We start from the raw sequence: 18,046 nt of genomic DNA, 5'->3' as shown, positions 1-18,046 counted from the left end.
CAGTTCGGTCCCTATCCGGCGCGGGCGTAGGATATCTGAGAGGAGCTGTCCTTAGTACGAGAGGACCGGGATGGACGGACCGCTGGTGTATCAGCTGCATCGCCAGATGCATAAGGCTGGGTAGCCACGTCCGGAAGGGATAAACGCTGAAGGCATCTAAGCGTGAAGCCCCCCTCAAGATGAGATATCCCTGCTTCGGCAGTAAGACCCCTTGGAGAGTACGAGGTTAGATAGGCACAAGGTGTAAGCACGGTAACGTGTTCAGCTGATGTGTACTAATAGGTCGAGGGCTTATCCAAACTAGGAGTACTTGGTAAGGTAATACCGAACCTAGTAATAGTATAGAAGAAAATGGATTTAGATATCAGTGTTCGGTTTTGAAGATACAAATTTGAACTAATAATTTGAAATATAAAAAACTTATAAATGAATTCTTAAAAGACGGTCAAATGCCCGTCTTTTTTGTTTTTGTATATTTATTTTCAGAAAATTATGCTATACTAAAGAAAGATATTCAATAATTATTTTTAATCGGTTTTGCGGTATTAATACTAATGGGATATCGTTAAATTATTTTCTTATTACGTGAGGTGAGAGAATGGAATCAAAGATTCTGCTTGAAAATGGAACGAATGAATTAGAAGTCCTTGAGTTTAAGATTGACGATCATTGCTATGGTATCAACGTAGCCAAGATCAAAGAAATTATTGTGTATCAGGAGGTTACTCCTGTTCCTAATGCTCATCCTAGTATTGAAGGCATATTCATGCCGCGTGATACAATGATCACTGCTATCGACCTTAGAAACTGCTTACAGAGAGGCGCTTCTAAACCAGGCGGACTTTTCATTATCACAAACTTTAACAAGTTAGATATTGCATTCCATGTAGATTCTGTAGTTGGTATCCACAGAGTATCATGGGCTGATATTATTAAACCTAATGCTACAATTTCAAAGGCTGAGGAGAGTATCTCAACTGGTATCATCAAGTTCGAGAATCAGCTGATCATCATCCTCGACTTTGAGAAAATCGTATCAGATATCAATCCTAATACTGGTCTTAATATGGATGCTCTTGCAGAAATCGGCTCTCGTCCTAGAAATGAAGTTCCTATTGTTCTTGCAGAAGATTCACAGCTTCTTAATAAGCTTATTGTAGATTCTTTAAATAAAGCTGGATATAATAACGTAAGACACTTTGAAAATGGTAAGCTTGCGTACGATTACATCAAGGCTTGTAAAGATAGAGGCGAACTCAATAACATCAAGTGTATCATCACTGATATTGAGATGCCTATCATGGATGGTCATAGACTTACAAAGCTCGTAAAGAGCGACGATGCTACCAAGGATATTCCACTTATTATCTTTTCATCACTGGTTAATGAAGAAATGAGAAGAAAGGGTGAATCCTTAGGAGCAGATAGACAGTTGTCTAAGCCAGAAATTGGAAATCTTGTAAGCGTAATAGATGAGCTTGTTAATGCTTCGGATGCGAGCTGATATTAACTGACTTTAACTCCCTTTGCCTCAGTTATGGAAACTAGCTTTCAATGACTGTTAAGACAAAGGGAGTATTTTAATATTGGCATAATTGGTAGGTGTTTTAATGAGTAAATCTTTAGTAGAAATGGTAGAGTCATCAGACCAGATAGTTATAGGAATTGGTGACGAATGGAATTGGGTCAGAAGAGGAATAAGGAATGATCCAAGGTATGAGCAGCTATTAAATCTATGTAGTGATGAAGAACATAAGTGGCTCTTACCGGTTGTTGAATATGAATATGCATATTATAATTCTGATTCCCGAATTGAAGATGCTTATAGACTTCTTAGAAAATTAGTCGGAGACAAGAAATATTTTCTTGTTTGCGATACAGTCTTTCAGGATGCGCTTTTATACGGCTTTGATCCAGCTAAAAGCGTGTATCCTTGCGGTAATCTGATGTATTTACAGACACCAGATCTTGATGATCCGTTAATATTTTCAGAAAAATCTATTGAATTTATGCAACTTGTTGCCGATATACATGATATCATAAGTATAGGCGGAAAAATTGATGATACGAAGACCTTTGTTAAGCCATTTCAGGATGGCAAGGAATTGTATCTGAACCAGAAACGAAAAGAGTATAGTAATATAGCCTATAATGAAACGGCATATATGGAAAATTGGGATGTGTACAAGAAATTTTTGACACATACTCTTAATTCTAAGTTACTTATTTTGGAACTTGGAGTAGGACTTGATTACCCTACTGTAGTCAGATGGCCTTTTGAAAAGATTGCCTTTGTAAACAAAAAGGCCCATCTTGTAAGAGTGCATGAAAAACTATACCATCATACGCCTGAAATAGAAGAAAAGACGGATTCTATCCCGATGAATTCAGTCGACTATATTTTGCAGGAGTGTAAGGGGTTATGAATTCTAACAACGAGGAATATCTCGACAGCCTGTTAAGTTCAGCGCAGTCAAATAATGATAATCCGCAGTCTGCTCTAAGTAGGATGTCAGGCAAAGGAAGATCATCCTCCTCTACATTGCCAGAAAATGGCGGTGCAGGGGATCTTGGTGCGCTTGTAAATAATTCTAACGGCACTAATCAGGACTTGGCAGAGATTGGAAATATCCTTAATAAACTGGATAATGACGAGTTTCTTGATGATAGTATGGCAGATCTTTTAGATGATATTGAAAAAGAAACAGATCCTGATATTCCAAAGTTTACTGTTGGTAATGTTCCATCTAGTGACGATGTTAGAGATCCGGAGGAGATTGCACTTGATGAAGCTATAGCTGATGCAGAGAGGATGGATGCTGAGATTCAGAGCGGCAAGTTTGATCAGGCTGAATCCGCAAATGCACCTGAGCCTGCAGAAGAGGCACCAGCGCCAGCTCCAGTAGTTGAACCAGATATTCCTATTATTGATGAATCTCAGGAGAATGACTCTTTTTTAGAGATGGCTCCAGAGGAAGCTATTCCAGAAGATGATAGCTCTCAGCTGGGAAAAGAGACAGATTCAGACGCAGATCAGACTCCAGAAGAGATCCTTACAGATCTTTTAGATGAAGAAGATGCAAGTAGTTTAGTAGTTCCTGAAGAAAATACAGAAGATAGTTTAAGTAATCTTCTTGATAATATCCAGGATGAAGAAGTTCAGGAAGAGCAGGTAGAAGAACCTGTTCTTATGGAAGGTAGTGACGAAGAAAAGGAAAAAGTTGTTCCAGAAGAAATAGACCTTGGTAGTATAGATGATCTTTCGCTTGATGATCTTGAGGCAGATCTTGATGGTTCAATTTCTGAAGAAAGCGGATCAGAAGGACCTTCTGGCGATGTGATCTCAGAAGAAGTAGCACCAGATACAGCGGGTGATTCTGAATTTGATGATCTTCTTTCTGATATGGAGTCACTTATTGGCGGCGATGAAGCTACTGAGGAAGCGGCAGGGGAGCCTTCAGAACCAGATAGTATTGCTCTTGAAGAAACATCAGAAGAAGCTGAGCCAGCACAGGAGCCTGCTCCAGCAGAGGTATCTGGAGAAGATGAGCTTGATCTTGGTGATCTGGAAGCTAGTCTTGATGACCTTCTTGGAGGTGAAGCGGCAGATTCCAGTTCAACCGATGGTGAAGTTGCTGATATAGAAGATAGTACTGAAAGCTCAGGAGGCGAAGGCGGAGAATCAGAGAGTGATATTTCAATTCCTGATCTAGATGCTCTTATGAACAGCCTTGCTAATGATGAAGTAGAAGATATAGAAAACACAGCTCATCTTGATGAAGAAGTTGGTAGACCTGAGGATTCTGAGATTCCAAAGGAAGATATATTAGAGGCTCTTACAGAGGAAGAAGATCTTGAAGGAGCTATGGAGCCATCTCTTGATGACCTTGCTGCTCTTGAAGAAAGCCCAATGGATGATGAACCTGATGATGAAGAGGGCTCTAGACCAAAGAAAGGCAAGAAGGAAGGCTTTTTTGCCAGATTGTTAAAAGCTCTTACACAGGAAGATGAAGACGTAGGTACTGAAGGACTTGCAGGTCTTACTGATGAGAACCAGCAGGTATTAAATGAGCTTGGCGGCGAAGAAGGAAAGCCAGCCAAGAAAAAGAAAGAAAAGAAAGAGAAAAAGCCAAAGAAGGAAAAGCCACCGAAGGAGAAGAAGCCGAAGAAGGAGAAGCCTCCTAAACCAAAGAAAGAGAAAAAGCCTAAGAAAGAACCAGAACCAAGTGTTCCGGAAAAGGCAATCTCTCCAAAGAAGATATCCATATGCTTCATCTTTGCAGCAAGCCTTGGCATTCTCTTTAGTATTCCAGCTTTTGTTTTACCAGAGAGAATTGCATATACAAGAGCTGAGAATGCATATACACGTAGAGAGTACACAACAGCTTATAAGATGTTCTATGGAAAAGAACTTACATCAGAGCAGAATGTTATGTATGAGCAATCCAGAGTTTTAGCCTGGTCTGAGCGTTATCTGTCAGGATATCAGAATTACATGGCCATGAACATGGAAGAGGAAGCTCTTGATATGCTGCTTATGGCAATGCGTAACAAGGAAGATCTGATAGAAGAAGCACAAAACTATGGTGTTGAAATTCAAGTCCAGAGCGTGTACGATAGTATAGAATCGGTGCTTTCAGACAGCTATGGTCTTTCTGCCGCAGATATAGAGGAGATCAACTCTATCAAGAAAGAAAGAGAATATACTATTAGGCTCATGGAAATTGTAGGTACATTAAAGTAATAAGCTTGCAATAAGGCATCGAAATGGTATGAGAGGAGTTTGGGTGCCGAATGGTTGCAATTATCGATTATGATGCTGGCAATATCAAAAGCGTTGAGAAAGCATTTAAGTACCTTGGAGCAGACACAGTAGTTACGAGAGACGCCACAGATATCATAAGGGCAGATAGAGTAGTTCTTCCCGGAGTTGGTGCTTTTGGCGATGCGATGCGTAAATTAAATGAATATGGTCTTGCAGATGTAATTAAAGAAGTTACAAACAAGCAGACACCATTTCTAGGAATATGCCTGGGACTTCAGCTTCTGTTTGATTCAAGCGATGAATCAAAGGATGCAGAGGGCCTGGGCATTTTGCGTGGTAAAATAGTTAAATTTCCAAACATAGATAGCGAAGGGAATTATTACAAAGTTCCACAGATCGGCTGGAATAACTTAAACTTCCCAAGAGAAGGAAGACTCTTTAAAGGTCTTGGTTCAGATGCATTTGTATATTTTGTTCATTCATATTATCTCGATGCTGCAGATAAGAGCATTGTAACAGCAACTAGTGATTATTCAGTAAGAATAGATGCTTCCGTTGAATCTGGAAACGTCTTTGCCTGTCAGTTCCATCCTGAGAAGAGCGCAGACGTTGGAATGCAGATACTTACTAACTTTATGCAGGTATAAAGAGGTGAATCTATGCTGACAAAAAGAATTATCCCTTGTCTTGATGTTAACAACGGCAGGGTTGTAAAAGGAATAAATTTCGTAGATCTTAAGGATGCTGGTGATCCGGTTTCAGTAGGAGAGGCATATTCAAAGGCTGGAGCTGATGAGCTTGTATTTTTAGATATCACAGCTTCCAATGAGCGAAGAGCAACCGTTACAGAAATGGTCAGAGAAGTTGCCAAAAAAGTTTTCATTCCATTTACTGTTGGCGGAGGTATCAGAAGCTGCGACGACGTTAAGGCTATACTTCGTGAAGGAGCAGATAAGGTTGCCATTAACTCAGCAGCTATCGACAGACCAGAACTTGTTAGAGAAGCTGCTGACAAGTTCGGAAGTCAGTGCGTAGTAGTTGCTATCGATGCAAAGAGAAGAGAGGATGGCACAGGCTGGAATATTTTTAAGCACGGAGGCAGGATCGATACCGGAATAGATGCCATAGAATGGGCCAAGAAAGTCACAGACCTTGGAGCAGGTGAGATTCTTCTTACCAGTATGGACTGCGATGGCACCAAGAATGGCTATGATATTGAACTTACAAGGAAGGTAGCAGAAGCTGTTGACGTACCGGTCATCGCATCAGGCGGAGCAGGAGAGCTTTCACACTTCTATGATGCCCTTGCTGATGGCAAGGCTGATGCGGTTTTGGCAGCATCTCTTTTCCACTATAAAGAACTTGAAATCAATCAGGTAAAAGAATATTTGAAAGAAAGAGGAGTGTCTGTAAGACTCTAAAAAGCTATGGCAATGATCTCAAATGACTGGCTCCCTGCATTGCAAGAGGAGTTCCATAAAGACTATTACAAAAAACTATTTACCTTTGTAAAGGACGAATACAGTAAGCATGTAGTCTATCCACCATCAGAGGACATTTTCAATGCCCTTCACCTAACACCACTTAAGGATGTAAAGGTGCTGATACTTGGACAGGACCCGTATCACGAACCAGGTCAGGCTCACGGACTGTCTTTTTCTGTACTTCCAGAAAAGGCGGATACGCCACCATCCCTAGTTAATATCTACAAGGAACTAAGTGACGACCTTGGGCTTTATATACCAAATAATGGCTACCTTAAGAAGTGGGCGGATCAGGGAGTTCTTTTGCTAAATACAGTGTTAACGGTCAGGGCACATCAGGCCAACTCGCATAAGGGAAAAGGCTGGGAGCAGTTCACAGATGCGATCATAAGAGCTGTAAATGAGCAGGATAGACCTGTAGTCTACATGCTTTGGGGTAAACCGGCTCAGAACAAAAAAGGCATGCTTAATAATCCAAAACATCTGATATTAGAAGCTCCACATCCAAGCCCTCTTTCAGCATACAGGGGCTTCTTTGGATGCAAACACTTTAGCAAATGCAATGAATTTTTGGTTCAGAATGGTCTTGAGCCAATCGATTGGCAAATTGAGAATATTTAACACAAATTCCACTTGCATTTTTATGCATTACCATGTTAAAGTGATTTGAATACAATTTAATTGTAGTTTGGAGGATAGAGGATATTATGAAAAAACCATTTGTAACCAAAGCGCAGATTGAAGAGATCGTAAAAAAATACCCTACACCATTCCACATTTATGATGAAAAGGGCATCATTGAAAATGCCAAGGCAGTATATGACGCCTTTTCATGGAATAAGGGCTTTAGAGAATACTTTGCAGTAAAAGCTAATCCTAATCCTGTTCTTTTAGACATTTTAAGAAGTGTCGGATGCGGATTTGATTGTTCATCCAAGACAGAGCTCATGCTCAGCAGTGCTGTTGGGGCAAGTGGTGAAGAGATAATGTTTTCATCAAATGATACTCCGGCAGAAGAGTTTGTATACGCAGACAAGATAAATGCCATTATCAACCTTGATGATTTCACACATATTGAATTCCTTGAAAAGACAATCGGAAAGATTCCGGAGACAATTTCCTGCAGATACAATCCAGGTGGAGTTTTCCAGATGAGTAACGGAATCATGGATAACCCTGGAGATGCCAAGTATGGTATGACCAAGGATCAGCTAATTGAAGGATTCAAGATCCTGAAAGAAAAAGGAGCTAAGAGATTTGGTATCCATGCTTTCCTTGCTAGTAATACAGTGACAAACGAGTATTATCCACAGCTTGCCGGTCAGCTCTTTGAACTTGCAGTTGAACTCAAGGAAAAGACAGGTGCTCATATCACATTCATAAATCTTTCAGGCGGTGTAGGAATTCCTTATAAACCAGATCAGAAAGGCAATGACATCGCAGAAATCGGTAAGGGCGTTCATGAGCAGTACGACAAGATCCTTGTTCCAGCAGGAATGGATGATGTTGCAATCTACACTGAGATGGGAAGATTCATGATGGCACCTTACGGTGCCCTGGTTACTAAGGCAATTCATGAGAAACACATCTACAAAGAGTACATTGGTGTTGATGCATGTGCTGTTAACCTCATGAGACCAGCTATGTACGGCGCTTACCACCACATCACAGTTCTTGGAAAAGAGAATGCGCCACTTGATCATGTATATGATGTAACAGGCTCTCTTTGTGAGAACAATGATAAATTTGCTATTGAAAGAAGTCTTCCTGAGATTGAAAAAGGTGATTACCTCTTTATTCATGATACAGGTGCACACGGCTATTCGATGGGTTATAATTACAATGGAAAATTAAAAAGCGCAGAGCTTTTATTAAAGCAGGATGGTTCAGTTGAACTTATCAGAAGAGCAGAGACACCAAAGGACTATTTTGCAACACTTGATTGTCTTTCAGTTTCAGCTAAACTTAATAAGATAATCGACGAAGAAAAATGATAGATAAGTGAGGGAAAGTAGTGTCTCTAGCCTTTTTTGCTTGTTGGATGATTCAGTTATTAATAGGAATTACCGTTAGAAATCCTCTAACGGTAGTTCTTTTTGTATGCCTTTACTTGCTCAATAAAAAAGCTGATTCCTACAGCTACAAGCTTTCAAACATTAAACAGATCGGGATTGTCATTTCTGTTATTTTGTCAGGAGCACTGACCTGTATATTTAGAGGAAGAGTAACAGCTGCCTTTACAAGCGCAGTCTTTAAGTTCCTTGCTGTAATGATCATGTTTGTGGGAGCATTTAGCTTATGCCTTATCATCTATAAGTATCTAATATCTCTTTTTATCAAGGATAAAGAGCTGAAAGAGGTCAAAGAAAACTCTAAGCTCACAATGATAAGAGAACGCTATTATGAGCTCATAGATAGCCCAAAGAAAGTGTTTATCCTTACCTTTGTACTTTGCCTCATAGGGTGGCTTCCATACTTCCTGTACGAGTTTCCTGGCATCATGACAGCAGATTCCCTCGTTCAGTTTGAGCAGATCACAGGCGTCAGAGACTATTCAAATCATCACCCTGTGGCTCATACTCTTTTGATAAAACTCTTCCATAGTATAGGAAGGCTCTTTACAGCAGATAGGAGCGTAGCCATAAGCTTCTATACTGTATTTCAAGAGCTATTCTTTGCTACGTGCCTTGCAACCGGCGTTAGAAAGGTAAGAGAACTACTTGACGCAGAAGGCTTTATTCTTGAAGTCATCAGCATCTTATTTTTTGCATTTGTGCCATTTAACGCAGTATTTGCAGTTACGATCTGGAAGGACATCCCATTTGCAGCCATCACAATACTCCTTGTTTGCCACGTGATCACCATGCAAAAGAAATCTGAAGTTCCGAACAAGGATTTTGTAATCATGGCAGTTCTAGGATTACTTTTTGCACTCTTTAGATCAAATGCGTGGTATGCCTTCATCCTATGGACACCAATATTCATCTATACATTTAGGAAAAATCTCGTAAAAGCCATCATAACTATGACCGTAGTCTCTGTAACAGTCGCGGCAGTAAAAGGTCCAGTTATGGATAGCCTTGGAGTAGGTAAGCCTGACTTTGTAGAGTCCTTATCTGTTCCAACAGCTCAGATAGCAAGAGTACTTGTTAATGATAGAAAGCTCACACCTAAGCAGCAGGAACTAATAGATAACTGCATTGATACAACCTATATTCACGAGCTCTACGCACCAGATTATGCTGATAATATCAAAGAGCTTGTGAGAGCAGGAAATGTAGAGTATTTGGAAGCTCATAAGAGAGACTATCTTAAACTCTGGGCAGAGCTTGGAACTACGTATTTTCCAGATTATGTAGCAGCCTGGTACGAACTTCTTGGTGGCTACATTTATCCTGACTTTGCCTATAGTGTTGGAGATATAGATGGAATAATGACTAACGAAATGGACCTAGTCTGGAAGCCACAGATAGGCGGCAAGATAGTAGTTAAGTCAAAAGAGATCTTGATAAAGCTTGGAGATTTCATTCCAATCTATGGAATGATGTGGAGCATAGGAACTTACTTCTGGTTCCTTGTAGTTACGCTTATTATCTGCATCAGAAAAAAAATCTCGCACCTCGAGTCATGGCTTTTACTTCTCATGATGGGAACCCTTTTAATTGCAGCACCTAATCTTGAATTTAGATATGCTTACTCAATAGTTTTGATTTGGCCAATACTTATTGCAAAAGCAAAAGGCAAAAAAACTGTAAAAATGGCTTGATTGCTAGGAATTTCTGTAGTATCATAACTAAAGTGCATATTTGTATACAATTATCCAATATTGTCAGAGACGGTGAGTTATGAGAAAGCAGATATCAGAATTTGTAGATTACTTACAAAAAGTGAAGAAAACGTCACATAACACCTGCCTGTCCTATAAACGTGATCTTGAAAGGCTTGCTGATTACATGGCAAATCGCGGCGTTTTAGATGTAACACAGATCACAGAGGACAAGCTTTCTGATTATGCTGCAAGTCTAAGGGAAGAACAGTTTGCAGCGTCCTCTATTACAAGACATTTTACTTCTATCAAAGCTTTTTTCCGTTATCTAGAAGAGAATGGCAATATATCTGAGAATCCATCAGATGTGCTTAAGAGTCCAAAAGTTGAAAAGTTGCCACCTCGAGTTCTCACAACAATTGAAATTGAAGAGTTATTGTCTCAGGACTTTGGTTCAGACCCAAAAGGCATCAGGGACAAAGCAATACTTGAACTTCTCTATGCTACAGGACTCAAGGCAACAGAGATGATAAGTCTCAAACTATCCAACATTGATCTGGCTCTTGCATGTGTTCGGCTTCCAATGACAACAGGAGCAAACAAGGAAAGGCTTATTCCTTATGGCAAAAAAGCCAAGGACGCCCTTCAGGACTATCTATTATATGCACGTAAAGAACTGCTTGGTGATTTTCAGGATGATGAAACAGTTTTCTTAAACTGTAATGGCTCATCCCTTAGCAGGCAGGGACTATGGAAACTTATAAAGTCATATGTGTATAAAGCAGGCATTAAGTCTGACATAACTTTATTTACACTTAGACATTCTTTTGCTTCCCATCTGGTTGAAAATGGTACTGATCTTGCTGCAGTGCAGGAGATGATGGGATATTCAGACAGCAACACGATTTCTCGTTATATTACCAAAACTAAAAAAGCTACTGACCCATTTGAATGGGCTCGTATAAGAAATTGAGTTAAAGAGGAGATATGAAATGCCTGAAGTTCAAAATGTCACAAAAAAGTATGTTGAGATGAACAAGGAAGAGCTAGAAAAAGAGCTTGTGAAACTCAAGGCTGAGTACAAAAAGTACCAGGAAATGGAATTGTCACTTAATATGGCAAGAGGAAAGCCTTGTAGAGAGCAGCTTGATCTGTCAATGGGAATGATGGATACACTTAGCTCAGATGCTGATCTTTCATGTGAGGATGGCACAGATTGCCGTAACTATGGTGTGCTCACAGGAATCAGAGAGGCAAAGGTTCTCATTGGAGCTATGATGGAGAACAAGCCAGAGAATATCATTATCTATGGCAATTCATCTTTGAATGTTATGTACGATACAGTTTCAAGAGCATATACACATGGTGTTATGGGCAATACACCATGGTGCAAGCTTGACAAGGTTAAGTTCCTTTGTCCTGTACCTGGATATGACAGACATTTTGCAATCACAGAGTACTTTGGAATTGAGATGATCCCTGTGCAGATGACACCTACAGGACCAGATATGGACGAAGTAGAAAGACTCGTAGCAAGTGATGAGTCGATCAAAGGTATCTGGTGCGTTCCTAAGTATTCAAACCCTCAGGGATATTCATATTCAGACGAAACAGTCAGACGTTTTGCGCGTCTCCGCCCGGCAGCTAGAGACTTCCGTATCTTCTGGGATAACGCATATGGCATTCATCATCTCTACGATGATGACCAGGATTACCTCATCGAGATACTGGAGGAATGTAAGAAGGCAGGTAGCCCTGATCTTGTATATAAGTTCTCATCAACATCCAAGATCACATTCCCGGGAAGTGGAATAGCAGCCATTGCTACATCACTTAATAACCTTGAAGAGATCAAGACTCAGCTTAGTTATCAGACAATCGGTCACGACAAGGTTAACCAGCTCAGACACGTTCGTTTCTTTGGAGACCTTGAGGGCATGAAGGAACACATGAGAAAGCATGCAGCAATAATAAGACCTAAGTTTGAGACAGTTCTTAATACTCTTGAGAGAGACTTAAAGCCATGCGGAATCGGAAGCTGGACCAATCCTAAGGGTGGTTACTTCATCAGCTTTGATGCTCCAGAAGGATGTGCCAAGGCCATCGTAGACAGAGCCAAGAAAGCAGGCGTTACTATGACAGGAGCAGGAGCAACTTATCCATATGGTAAGGATCCTCATGACAGCAATATCCGTATTGCTCCTACATTTCCTTCAGTAGCTGATCTTAAGCTTGCTATGGACATCTTTACAGTTTGTGTAAGACTTGTAGCAGTAGACAAGATGTTAAAAGAAATGAATTAAGAAATAAAGCAATATAAAAGGCCGGTTCGTTTGAACCGGCCTTAATCTGTTTAATAAATTGATCAAGAAAGTTCAGCCATTTCAAGGATGAGCCTTTCTGTATCGTTCCAACCAAGACATGGATCTGTGATTGACTTACCATAGATTCCTTCGCCAATCTTCTGATTGCCTTCCTCGATGTAACTCTCGATCATGACACCCTTAACAAGGTTCTTGATATCCTTGTTGAGGTTTCTTGAGTGAAGAACCTCTTTTACGATCCTTACCTGCTCCTTGTACTGCTTGTTTGAGTTGTTGTGGTTAGCATCAATGATAGCAGCAGGATTGATGATCTCTCTCTGTTCATAGAGCTTAAGAAGGAGATTAAGATCTTCGTAGTGATAATTTGGAATTGACTGACCATGCTTGTTGCTAGAACCTCTAAGTACGCAGTGTGCAAGAGGATTACCATTGGTCTTAACTTCGTAGCCTCTGTAAACAAATGAATGTGATTGCTGAGCAGCATATACTGAGTTGAGCATTACGCTAAATGTGCCGCTTGTAGGATTCTTCATACCAGCTGGAACGTCAAAGCCACTAGCTGTCATTCGATGTTCCTGATCCTCTACAGATCTGGCACCAATTGCCACGTAGGAGAGGATATCAGCTACATAACCCCAATTCTCAGGGTAGAGCATCTCATCGGCTGCTGTAAGGCCTGATTCCTCAATAGCCTTGATCTGCATATGTCTCATAGCAACAAGACCAGCATGGAAATCTGTCTTACCCTCTGGATCAGGCTGAGAAGTGATTCCCTTGTATCCCTCACCAGTTGTACGAGGCTTGTTGGTATAGATTCTAGGAATAAGGATAAGCTTGTCCTTAACCTTGTCGTTTAACTTACCAAGTCTGCTTACGTAGTCGCAAACAGCTTCCTCATTATCTGCTGAACATGGTCCAACAATTACAAGGAACTTATCGCTTTTTCCTGTAAAGACGTCAGAAATCTCTTTATCGCGTTCAGTCTTTATTTTAGCCAGCTCCTTAGTAAGAGGGAATTCATTCCTTATTTCTTCAGGAGTTGGAAGCTTTTGAATGTAATCGAATGACATTTCATTTTCCTCCAAAAATAAATTTACATTGTCATACTATAGCACTTTAAACTGAGAAAGTAAACCTAATAAATAACCAATTTTTCTTAAGTATTATCAAGTTCCTTGGCAGAAATACCATATAGATCAAGTATCCTGCTATTAAGCAGTTCAATTTTTGCGCTATTTTGTGCAGTATCTAAAGCTATCTCACGGGCAAGATCAGAGATCTCATTCATAGTATCATTATCGCAGCAAGCGATAGGAAGGTCTTCAATAGCAGATTTAAGGACCTTGACGCTTTTATAAGTGTGTCTGTAATAAAAGCTCATGACAGGCGAATTGAGGATAGCCATAATGTAAAGAGCACTGTAGCCAGGTACTTTTGGAATGACAATATTTGCACTGTTTAAAGTTAATGTGCACTTACTATCATAGGCAAATACCGGCTCATTTGCAATAAATTTATATATCAGTTTTTCCTTGGCGCGGTAGTATTTTACAGGTGCAACCTGCTGGAATTTATCCGGGGTAAAAAAGATATAACTTTCCGGCTCGTCAGCATAGTATTTATGGATATTTTTTCCCTTAAGGATACCTTCATAGCCCTTTTTATAAGTATCAGCTAAAAAAGTTTTATTAGAGCCCGTAACAATTCCAAGTGCAAAGTCTGCCTTATCCTTCAAGTTAAAGTGTGGAGCTTTTCTGATCTTTTGAAGAACCTCAAATTCATTATTATCTGCAAGTATGTGGAAACTCTGTTTACTGATCCTGTCAAAAGGAACAGAGTATGAGCTTTTAAGTGAAAGAGAAGCTCTTTTCTTTTGATACCTGTAAACGTCTATACTTCGATCCAAGGCTTTTTGTGTCATGGCCTTTGACAGTGTCAGGATAATACACGGGCATTGAACTTTTTCAAATATCTCATTAAGATAGTGGATCTTAAGGATATGGGCATTTTTGAGTATAACTGTTCTGATATCCTCATGGAAATCCGCATCTAATAAGGTTTCAGGAAGGACAAAAGAGATGAGTCCTGACCTCTCTGCCACCTTAAGAGCCTTTTCAATAAATAGAGAAAAAGATTCAGGCTTTCCGCTTGTCTGGGCTGAAGAGTACAGCTCTTTTAACCTGCTGGATTCATCAGGACTGTAGCCATAGCCCCAGGGCGGATTGCCTAGTAGTAGATCGCAGCAAGGTGCATTATCAGAAAAGATAAAGTCCCTTACTACAATGTTTTTCTTGATGATATCAAGGCTCTTTGCGTCCTTGACGTCATATTTCATGGCAAGATTGATCCTTGCTAATTTAACTGCAATCTCATCAATGTCAGAGCCGTAGATACTTGAAAGCGGATGATCATCAGGAAGTCTTATGAGGAAATTACCTGTTCCGCAGGCCGGATCAAATACTTTTTTGCCCGCAATATCAATAGAACCAACCAGCGTATCTACTGCAAAGAAAGGAGTGTAGTAGGAACCGCTTTTCTTTTTATCAGAAAGACGTCTAAGGGATAAATATAATAGTCCCAGAGTATCTTCGCCCTTTATATATTTAAGGGAAAATAAATCTAAAAGGGAGCTGTCGATAGCTTTTGCGGGCTCTAGAGATAGCTCTTTTACCACCTTAGGATCCTTAAGAGCTTTGCGCAAAAGAGCATTGGAATACAAGGCCAGAACTGAATAAAGATCAAAGTCCTTGTCTGAAAGATACTCTATAAGTGCCTTAACAGTTTTTAAATTGGCAGATTTTGGATCAATGTAGACATTAGGTACATAGTTAGAATTGTGAAGACTCTTGTTGCGGCGACTCTGAAGTAGACCAGATCCAGCCAGGTCCCCTGAGAAGCTGTTAAAAGAGGTTTCATCTATATAGTAGCGTCCATGGGACATGGTGGCTTTGAGCCTGCCCAGCTTGATCCAGTTCAGAACTGTAGCTGGTGAAACCCCCATGATATCGCCTGCTTGTCTTGGAGTAAGTTTTTTTGTCTTCATAAAGTTATTATCTTTGCTAGCTAGATTATTTGCAAGCAATTTATGGTATGATATAGGTGAATTTGCATAGGAATCGAGGAAAAAAATGAGTAGAACAAAACAGATAGTAAAAACAAGTATCGTAGGAATTATTGCAAACATTTTTTTAGCTGGATTTAAAGCTTTTGTTGGTGCTTTGACAAGTTCAGTAGCCATCACACTTGATGCAGTCAACAATTTAAGTGATGCCTTGTCATCAATCATTACAATAGTTGGAGCCAAGCTTGCGGACAAAGAGCCTGACAAAAAGCATCCCTTTGGATATGGAAGAATCGAGTACCTGTCTGCAATGGTGATAGGTTTTATTATCCTTTATGCAGGTATCACTTCATTTATAGAATCAGTTCAGAAGATCCTAAAGCCCGTAACGCCAGAGTACGGCGCAGTCTCACTAATTATCATCACAGTAGCCATCTTCGTTAAGGTATTTCTTGGATTATATACCAAGAAAAATGGCGAGAAGCTAAACTCAGATTCACTTATTGCTTCAGGTAAGGACGCCCTTAACGATTCACTTATTTCATCATCAACACTCCTTGCAGCAATTATCTTCATCCTTACAGGAGTCAGCATAGAAGCTTTTGTTGGAATCCTTATTTCAATTCTTATCATCAAGACAGGTTTTGAAAGTCTCCATGAGACCGTTAGTGCAACCCTTGGAGAGAGGATACCTACAGATATTTCCAAGGCTATCAAGCAGTCCATCACATCTTTCCCGGAGATAGAGGGAGCTTACGACCTTGTAGTTCATAACTATGGAAAAGAGACTTTAATAGGCTCAGTTCATATCCAGGTTCCACAGACTCTGACAGCATTAGAACTTGATTCACTTGAAAGAAAAGTAGTAGAAAAAGTCTTCCTGGATACAGGTGTTTCAATTACTGGTATCAGCATATATTCAGCAAATATCAATGATAATGAAGCTATCGAGATGAAAAAGAAGATCGTAGAGATCATCGGAGAGTATCAGTACATCCTTCAGATGCACGGCTTTTTCAAGGATGATGAGAGAAAGATGCTCAAGTTTGACATAGTCATCGACTACGATGCTCCTCAGAAGAAAGCCCTTAGGGACGAAGTTTCCAAGAGGGTAAAAGAACTTTATCCAGAGTATGACAACTACATTTCTATAGACTACGCAGTTTCTGACTAAATAAAAAAGCTTATCCCACAGTGGATAAGCTTTTTTTATGAAAATGTTATTTAACATGAGTACTTAAGGAGCGATTCAAAGTCCTTAGTACTTAGCGGTTTTGAGAAGTAGTAGCCCTGAATTGCGTCGCATCCTGCATTCTTTAAAAGAAGATACTGTTTGGAATTTTCAACGCCTTCAGCAATAACAGTAAGATTAAGAAGTTTGGCTATTTCCAGAATGCACTCAAGAAGGTTCATTTCTTTATTGTTTTCTGCAATTCCTTTGATAAAGCCAATGTCCAGCTTGAGAGCATTAAGTGGAAGAGTGGTGAGCATATTAAAAGAAGAATAGCCCTTACCAAAGTCATCCATTTCAACCTTAAAACCGGCATCCTGGAGTTCTTTTACCACCTTGACGATCTGCTCAACGTTCTCAGTATAGGCTGTCTCCGTGATCTCAAGATGAAGATCCTGGGGATCAATGTGGTACTCGCTTACAGTTCTCTTAAGGTAATCTATAAGGTCATTGTCAAATATATCGATCCTGGATACGTTCACAGAAAATGGAATATTAACGCCGTATGTCTGTCTCCACTTATGCATCTGTTTGGCAGTCTCATGCCAGACGTAGCGGTCCAGCTGTCTGATAAGACCATTTTGCTCAAATAATGGGATAAAGAAATCTGGCTTAACCTCGCCAAATTCAGGATGATCCCATCTGATAAGGACCTCAGCACTAGACATTGTAGGCCTGTCGCACTGTATATCATATTTTGGCTGGAAAACCAGCTTGAACTGATTCTCATTTAAGGCATCGTTGATGCTGTCTAGAAGCATAGCTTCATAGAGCTCCTTGCGATGCATATTGTCATCATAGATTGCGTAAGTAGCAGAGTGCTTGTTCTTGCTGGCTGAGTTGCAGGCCTGAATAGCTCTGTCAAAGCGCTGGCGAACAGAAGCAACCTTCTTAAGATCTGGATAGATACCAATCCTGATGCGAATATCAGGAGTATTCATAAGAGACTGAAGAACATCACAGACCTGATCTGTTAAAAAGGTGTAGCTCTCCTGATGTTTGATGTACATATAAAAAATATCTGCGTCATAGCGGCAGGCAATTCCTTCATGTTCATTGGCTGCTTTCTGGACGCAGTCTGCAATGGCGCACAGAACTCTGTCGCCAAAATTTCGACCATATAGTTCATTTATAAGATGGAATTTGTTGTAATTAAGAACGATGGCGTCAACACCCTCATCAGGGTGGAGCTTGTCATAGTCATCAGCCGCACTAAAGAACTGATCTCTAGAGAGAAGACCAGTTAATGGGTCAAGGTCGCTGTGCCTTGCAAATTCATGGCTAGGTCTAAATTTGTTTTTGAACATTTTTAGGCTTTTAGTCATCGCTTTACCCAACTACTCCTTTAGTAATGTGACTTTTAGAATTAATTAAATTATACATACAATACAGACAAAAAACATAAAGTTCGCAGA

14 protein-coding genes and 1 rRNA gene are annotated in these 18,046 nt (G+C 40.1%); 12 read left to right on the top strand and 3 right to left on the bottom strand.

The window, feature by feature from the left end:
* The 11 genes from BUA02_RS14350 to BUA02_RS14300 form a co-directional block, all read left to right on the top strand.
* Positions 1 to 299: ribosomal RNA gene (locus BUA02_RS14350) — 23S ribosomal RNA — on the top strand; the annotation flags it as partial.
* Between the two features lie 299 nt (positions 300 to 598).
* Complete coding sequence (locus BUA02_RS14345; protein WP_071175902.1) at positions 599 to 1,504, top strand: chemotaxis protein; 906 nt, start codon at positions 599 to 601, stop codon at positions 1,502 to 1,504.
* A gap of 106 nt (positions 1,505 to 1,610) precedes the next feature.
* On the top strand, positions 1,611 to 2,426 hold the full coding sequence (locus BUA02_RS14340) for a hypothetical protein (RefSeq protein ID WP_072705437.1): 816 nt from the start codon (positions 1,611 to 1,613) through the stop codon (positions 2,424 to 2,426).
* Positions 2,423 to 4,744: a midas domain-containing protein gene (locus BUA02_RS14335; protein WP_072705436.1), complete on the top strand. Its 2,322-nt coding sequence runs from the start codon at positions 2,423 to 2,425 to the stop codon at positions 4,742 to 4,744. Before BUA02_RS14340 ends, BUA02_RS14335 begins: the two co-directional genes overlap by 4 nt.
* Positions 4,745 to 4,794: 50 nt before the next feature.
* Entirely contained in the window at positions 4,795 to 5,412 is a 618-nt protein-coding gene (hisH, locus tag BUA02_RS14330; protein WP_072705435.1) for an imidazole glycerol phosphate synthase subunit HisH, read from the top strand.
* Positions 5,413 to 5,424: 12 nt separating this feature from the next.
* Positions 5,425 to 6,186, top strand: coding sequence for an imidazole glycerol phosphate synthase subunit HisF (gene hisF / locus BUA02_RS14325; protein ID WP_072705434.1), 762 nt, complete (start codon positions 5,425 to 5,427; stop codon positions 6,184 to 6,186).
* Between the two features lie 6 nt (positions 6,187 to 6,192).
* Positions 6,193 to 6,870, top strand: coding sequence for a uracil-DNA glycosylase (locus BUA02_RS14320; protein ID WP_072705433.1), 678 nt, complete (start codon positions 6,193 to 6,195; stop codon positions 6,868 to 6,870).
* 83 nt (positions 6,871 to 6,953) lie between these two features.
* Positions 6,954 to 8,243 carry a diaminopimelate decarboxylase gene (locus BUA02_RS14315; RefSeq protein ID WP_072705432.1) on the top strand — a complete coding sequence of 430 codons (1,290 nt, stop codon included), beginning with the start codon at positions 6,954 to 6,956 and terminating at the stop codon, positions 8,241 to 8,243.
* 47 nt (positions 8,244 to 8,290) lie between these two features.
* Entirely contained in the window at positions 8,291 to 10,015 is a 1,725-nt protein-coding gene (locus BUA02_RS14310; RefSeq protein WP_072705431.1) for a DUF6020 family protein, read from the top strand.
* A gap of 79 nt (positions 10,016 to 10,094) precedes the next feature.
* A complete protein-coding gene (locus BUA02_RS14305; RefSeq protein ID WP_072705430.1) occupies positions 10,095 to 10,988 on the top strand; it encodes a tyrosine-type recombinase/integrase in 894 nt (297 codons plus the stop codon).
* Positions 10,989 to 11,007: 19 nt separating this feature from the next.
* Positions 11,008 to 12,318, top strand: coding sequence for an aspartate aminotransferase type Ic (locus BUA02_RS14300; RefSeq protein ID WP_072705429.1), 1,311 nt, complete (start codon positions 11,008 to 11,010; stop codon positions 12,316 to 12,318).
* A gap of 62 nt (positions 12,319 to 12,380) precedes the next feature.
* Here the strand turns inward: BUA02_RS14300 and BUA02_RS14295 are convergent, their stop codons facing one another.
* A complete protein-coding gene (locus BUA02_RS14295) occupies positions 12,381 to 13,409 on the bottom strand; it encodes a 3-deoxy-7-phosphoheptulonate synthase (RefSeq protein WP_072705428.1) in 1,029 nt (342 codons plus the stop codon).
* 86 nt (positions 13,410 to 13,495) lie between these two features.
* A complete protein-coding gene (locus tag BUA02_RS14290) occupies positions 13,496 to 15,382 on the bottom strand; it encodes a TaqI-like C-terminal specificity domain-containing protein (protein ID WP_072705427.1) in 1,887 nt (628 codons plus the stop codon).
* An 85-nt stretch (positions 15,383 to 15,467) separates the two neighbouring features.
* On the opposite strand from BUA02_RS14290, the gene BUA02_RS14285 reads away from it, so the two are divergent.
* Positions 15,468 to 16,574 carry a cation diffusion facilitator family transporter gene (locus tag BUA02_RS14285; RefSeq protein ID WP_072705426.1) on the top strand — a complete coding sequence of 369 codons (1,107 nt, stop codon included), beginning with the start codon at positions 15,468 to 15,470 and terminating at the stop codon, positions 16,572 to 16,574.
* A gap of 50 nt (positions 16,575 to 16,624) precedes the next feature.
* On the opposite strand, the gene BUA02_RS14280 is transcribed toward BUA02_RS14285, so the two are convergent.
* Positions 16,625 to 17,938, bottom strand: coding sequence for a putative bifunctional diguanylate cyclase/phosphodiesterase (locus BUA02_RS14280; protein WP_072705425.1), 1,314 nt, complete (start codon positions 17,936 to 17,938; stop codon positions 16,625 to 16,627).
* Positions 17,939 to 18,046 lie beyond the last annotated feature (108 nt).

It is taken from the genome of Butyrivibrio hungatei DSM 14810, assembly GCF_900143205.1.
GTDB classification, from domain to species: Bacteria; Bacillota; Clostridia; order Lachnospirales; family Lachnospiraceae; genus Butyrivibrio; species Butyrivibrio hungatei.
The sequence above is the reverse complement of the archived record's forward strand: the minus strand, read 5'-3'. Positions and strand labels throughout refer to the sequence as shown.

Coding starts and splice junctions, on each gene's coding strand:
- BUA02_RS14345 (WP_071175902.1), top strand. CDS start 599: ATGGAATCAAAGATTCTGCTTGAAAATGGAACGAATGAATTAGAAGTC.
- BUA02_RS14340 (WP_072705437.1), top strand. CDS start 1,611: ATGAGTAAATCTTTAGTAGAAATGGTAGAGTCATCAGACCAGATAGTT.
- BUA02_RS14335 (WP_072705436.1), top strand. CDS start 2,423: ATGAATTCTAACAACGAGGAATATCTCGACAGCCTGTTAAGTTCAGCG.
- hisH (WP_072705435.1), top strand. CDS start 4,795: ATGGTTGCAATTATCGATTATGATGCTGGCAATATCAAAAGCGTTGAG.
- hisF (WP_072705434.1), top strand. CDS start 5,425: ATGCTGACAAAAAGAATTATCCCTTGTCTTGATGTTAACAACGGCAGG.
- BUA02_RS14320 (WP_072705433.1), top strand. CDS start 6,193: ATGGCAATGATCTCAAATGACTGGCTCCCTGCATTGCAAGAGGAGTTC.
- BUA02_RS14310 (WP_072705431.1), top strand. CDS start 8,291: ATGATTCAGTTATTAATAGGAATTACCGTTAGAAATCCTCTAACGGTA.
- BUA02_RS14305 (WP_072705430.1), top strand. CDS start 10,095: ATGAGAAAGCAGATATCAGAATTTGTAGATTACTTACAAAAAGTGAAG.
- BUA02_RS14300 (WP_072705429.1), top strand. CDS start 11,008: ATGCCTGAAGTTCAAAATGTCACAAAAAAGTATGTTGAGATGAACAAG.
- BUA02_RS14295 (WP_072705428.1), bottom strand. CDS start 13,409: ATGTCATTCGATTACATTCAAAAGCTTCCAACTCCTGAAGAAATAAGG.
- BUA02_RS14290 (WP_072705427.1), bottom strand. CDS start 15,382: ATGAAGACAAAAAAACTTACTCCAAGACAAGCAGGCGATATCATGGGG.
- BUA02_RS14285 (WP_072705426.1), top strand. CDS start 15,468: ATGAGTAGAACAAAACAGATAGTAAAAACAAGTATCGTAGGAATTATT.
- BUA02_RS14280 (WP_072705425.1), bottom strand. CDS start 17,938: ATGTTCAAAAACAAATTTAGACCTAGCCATGAATTTGCAAGGCACAGC.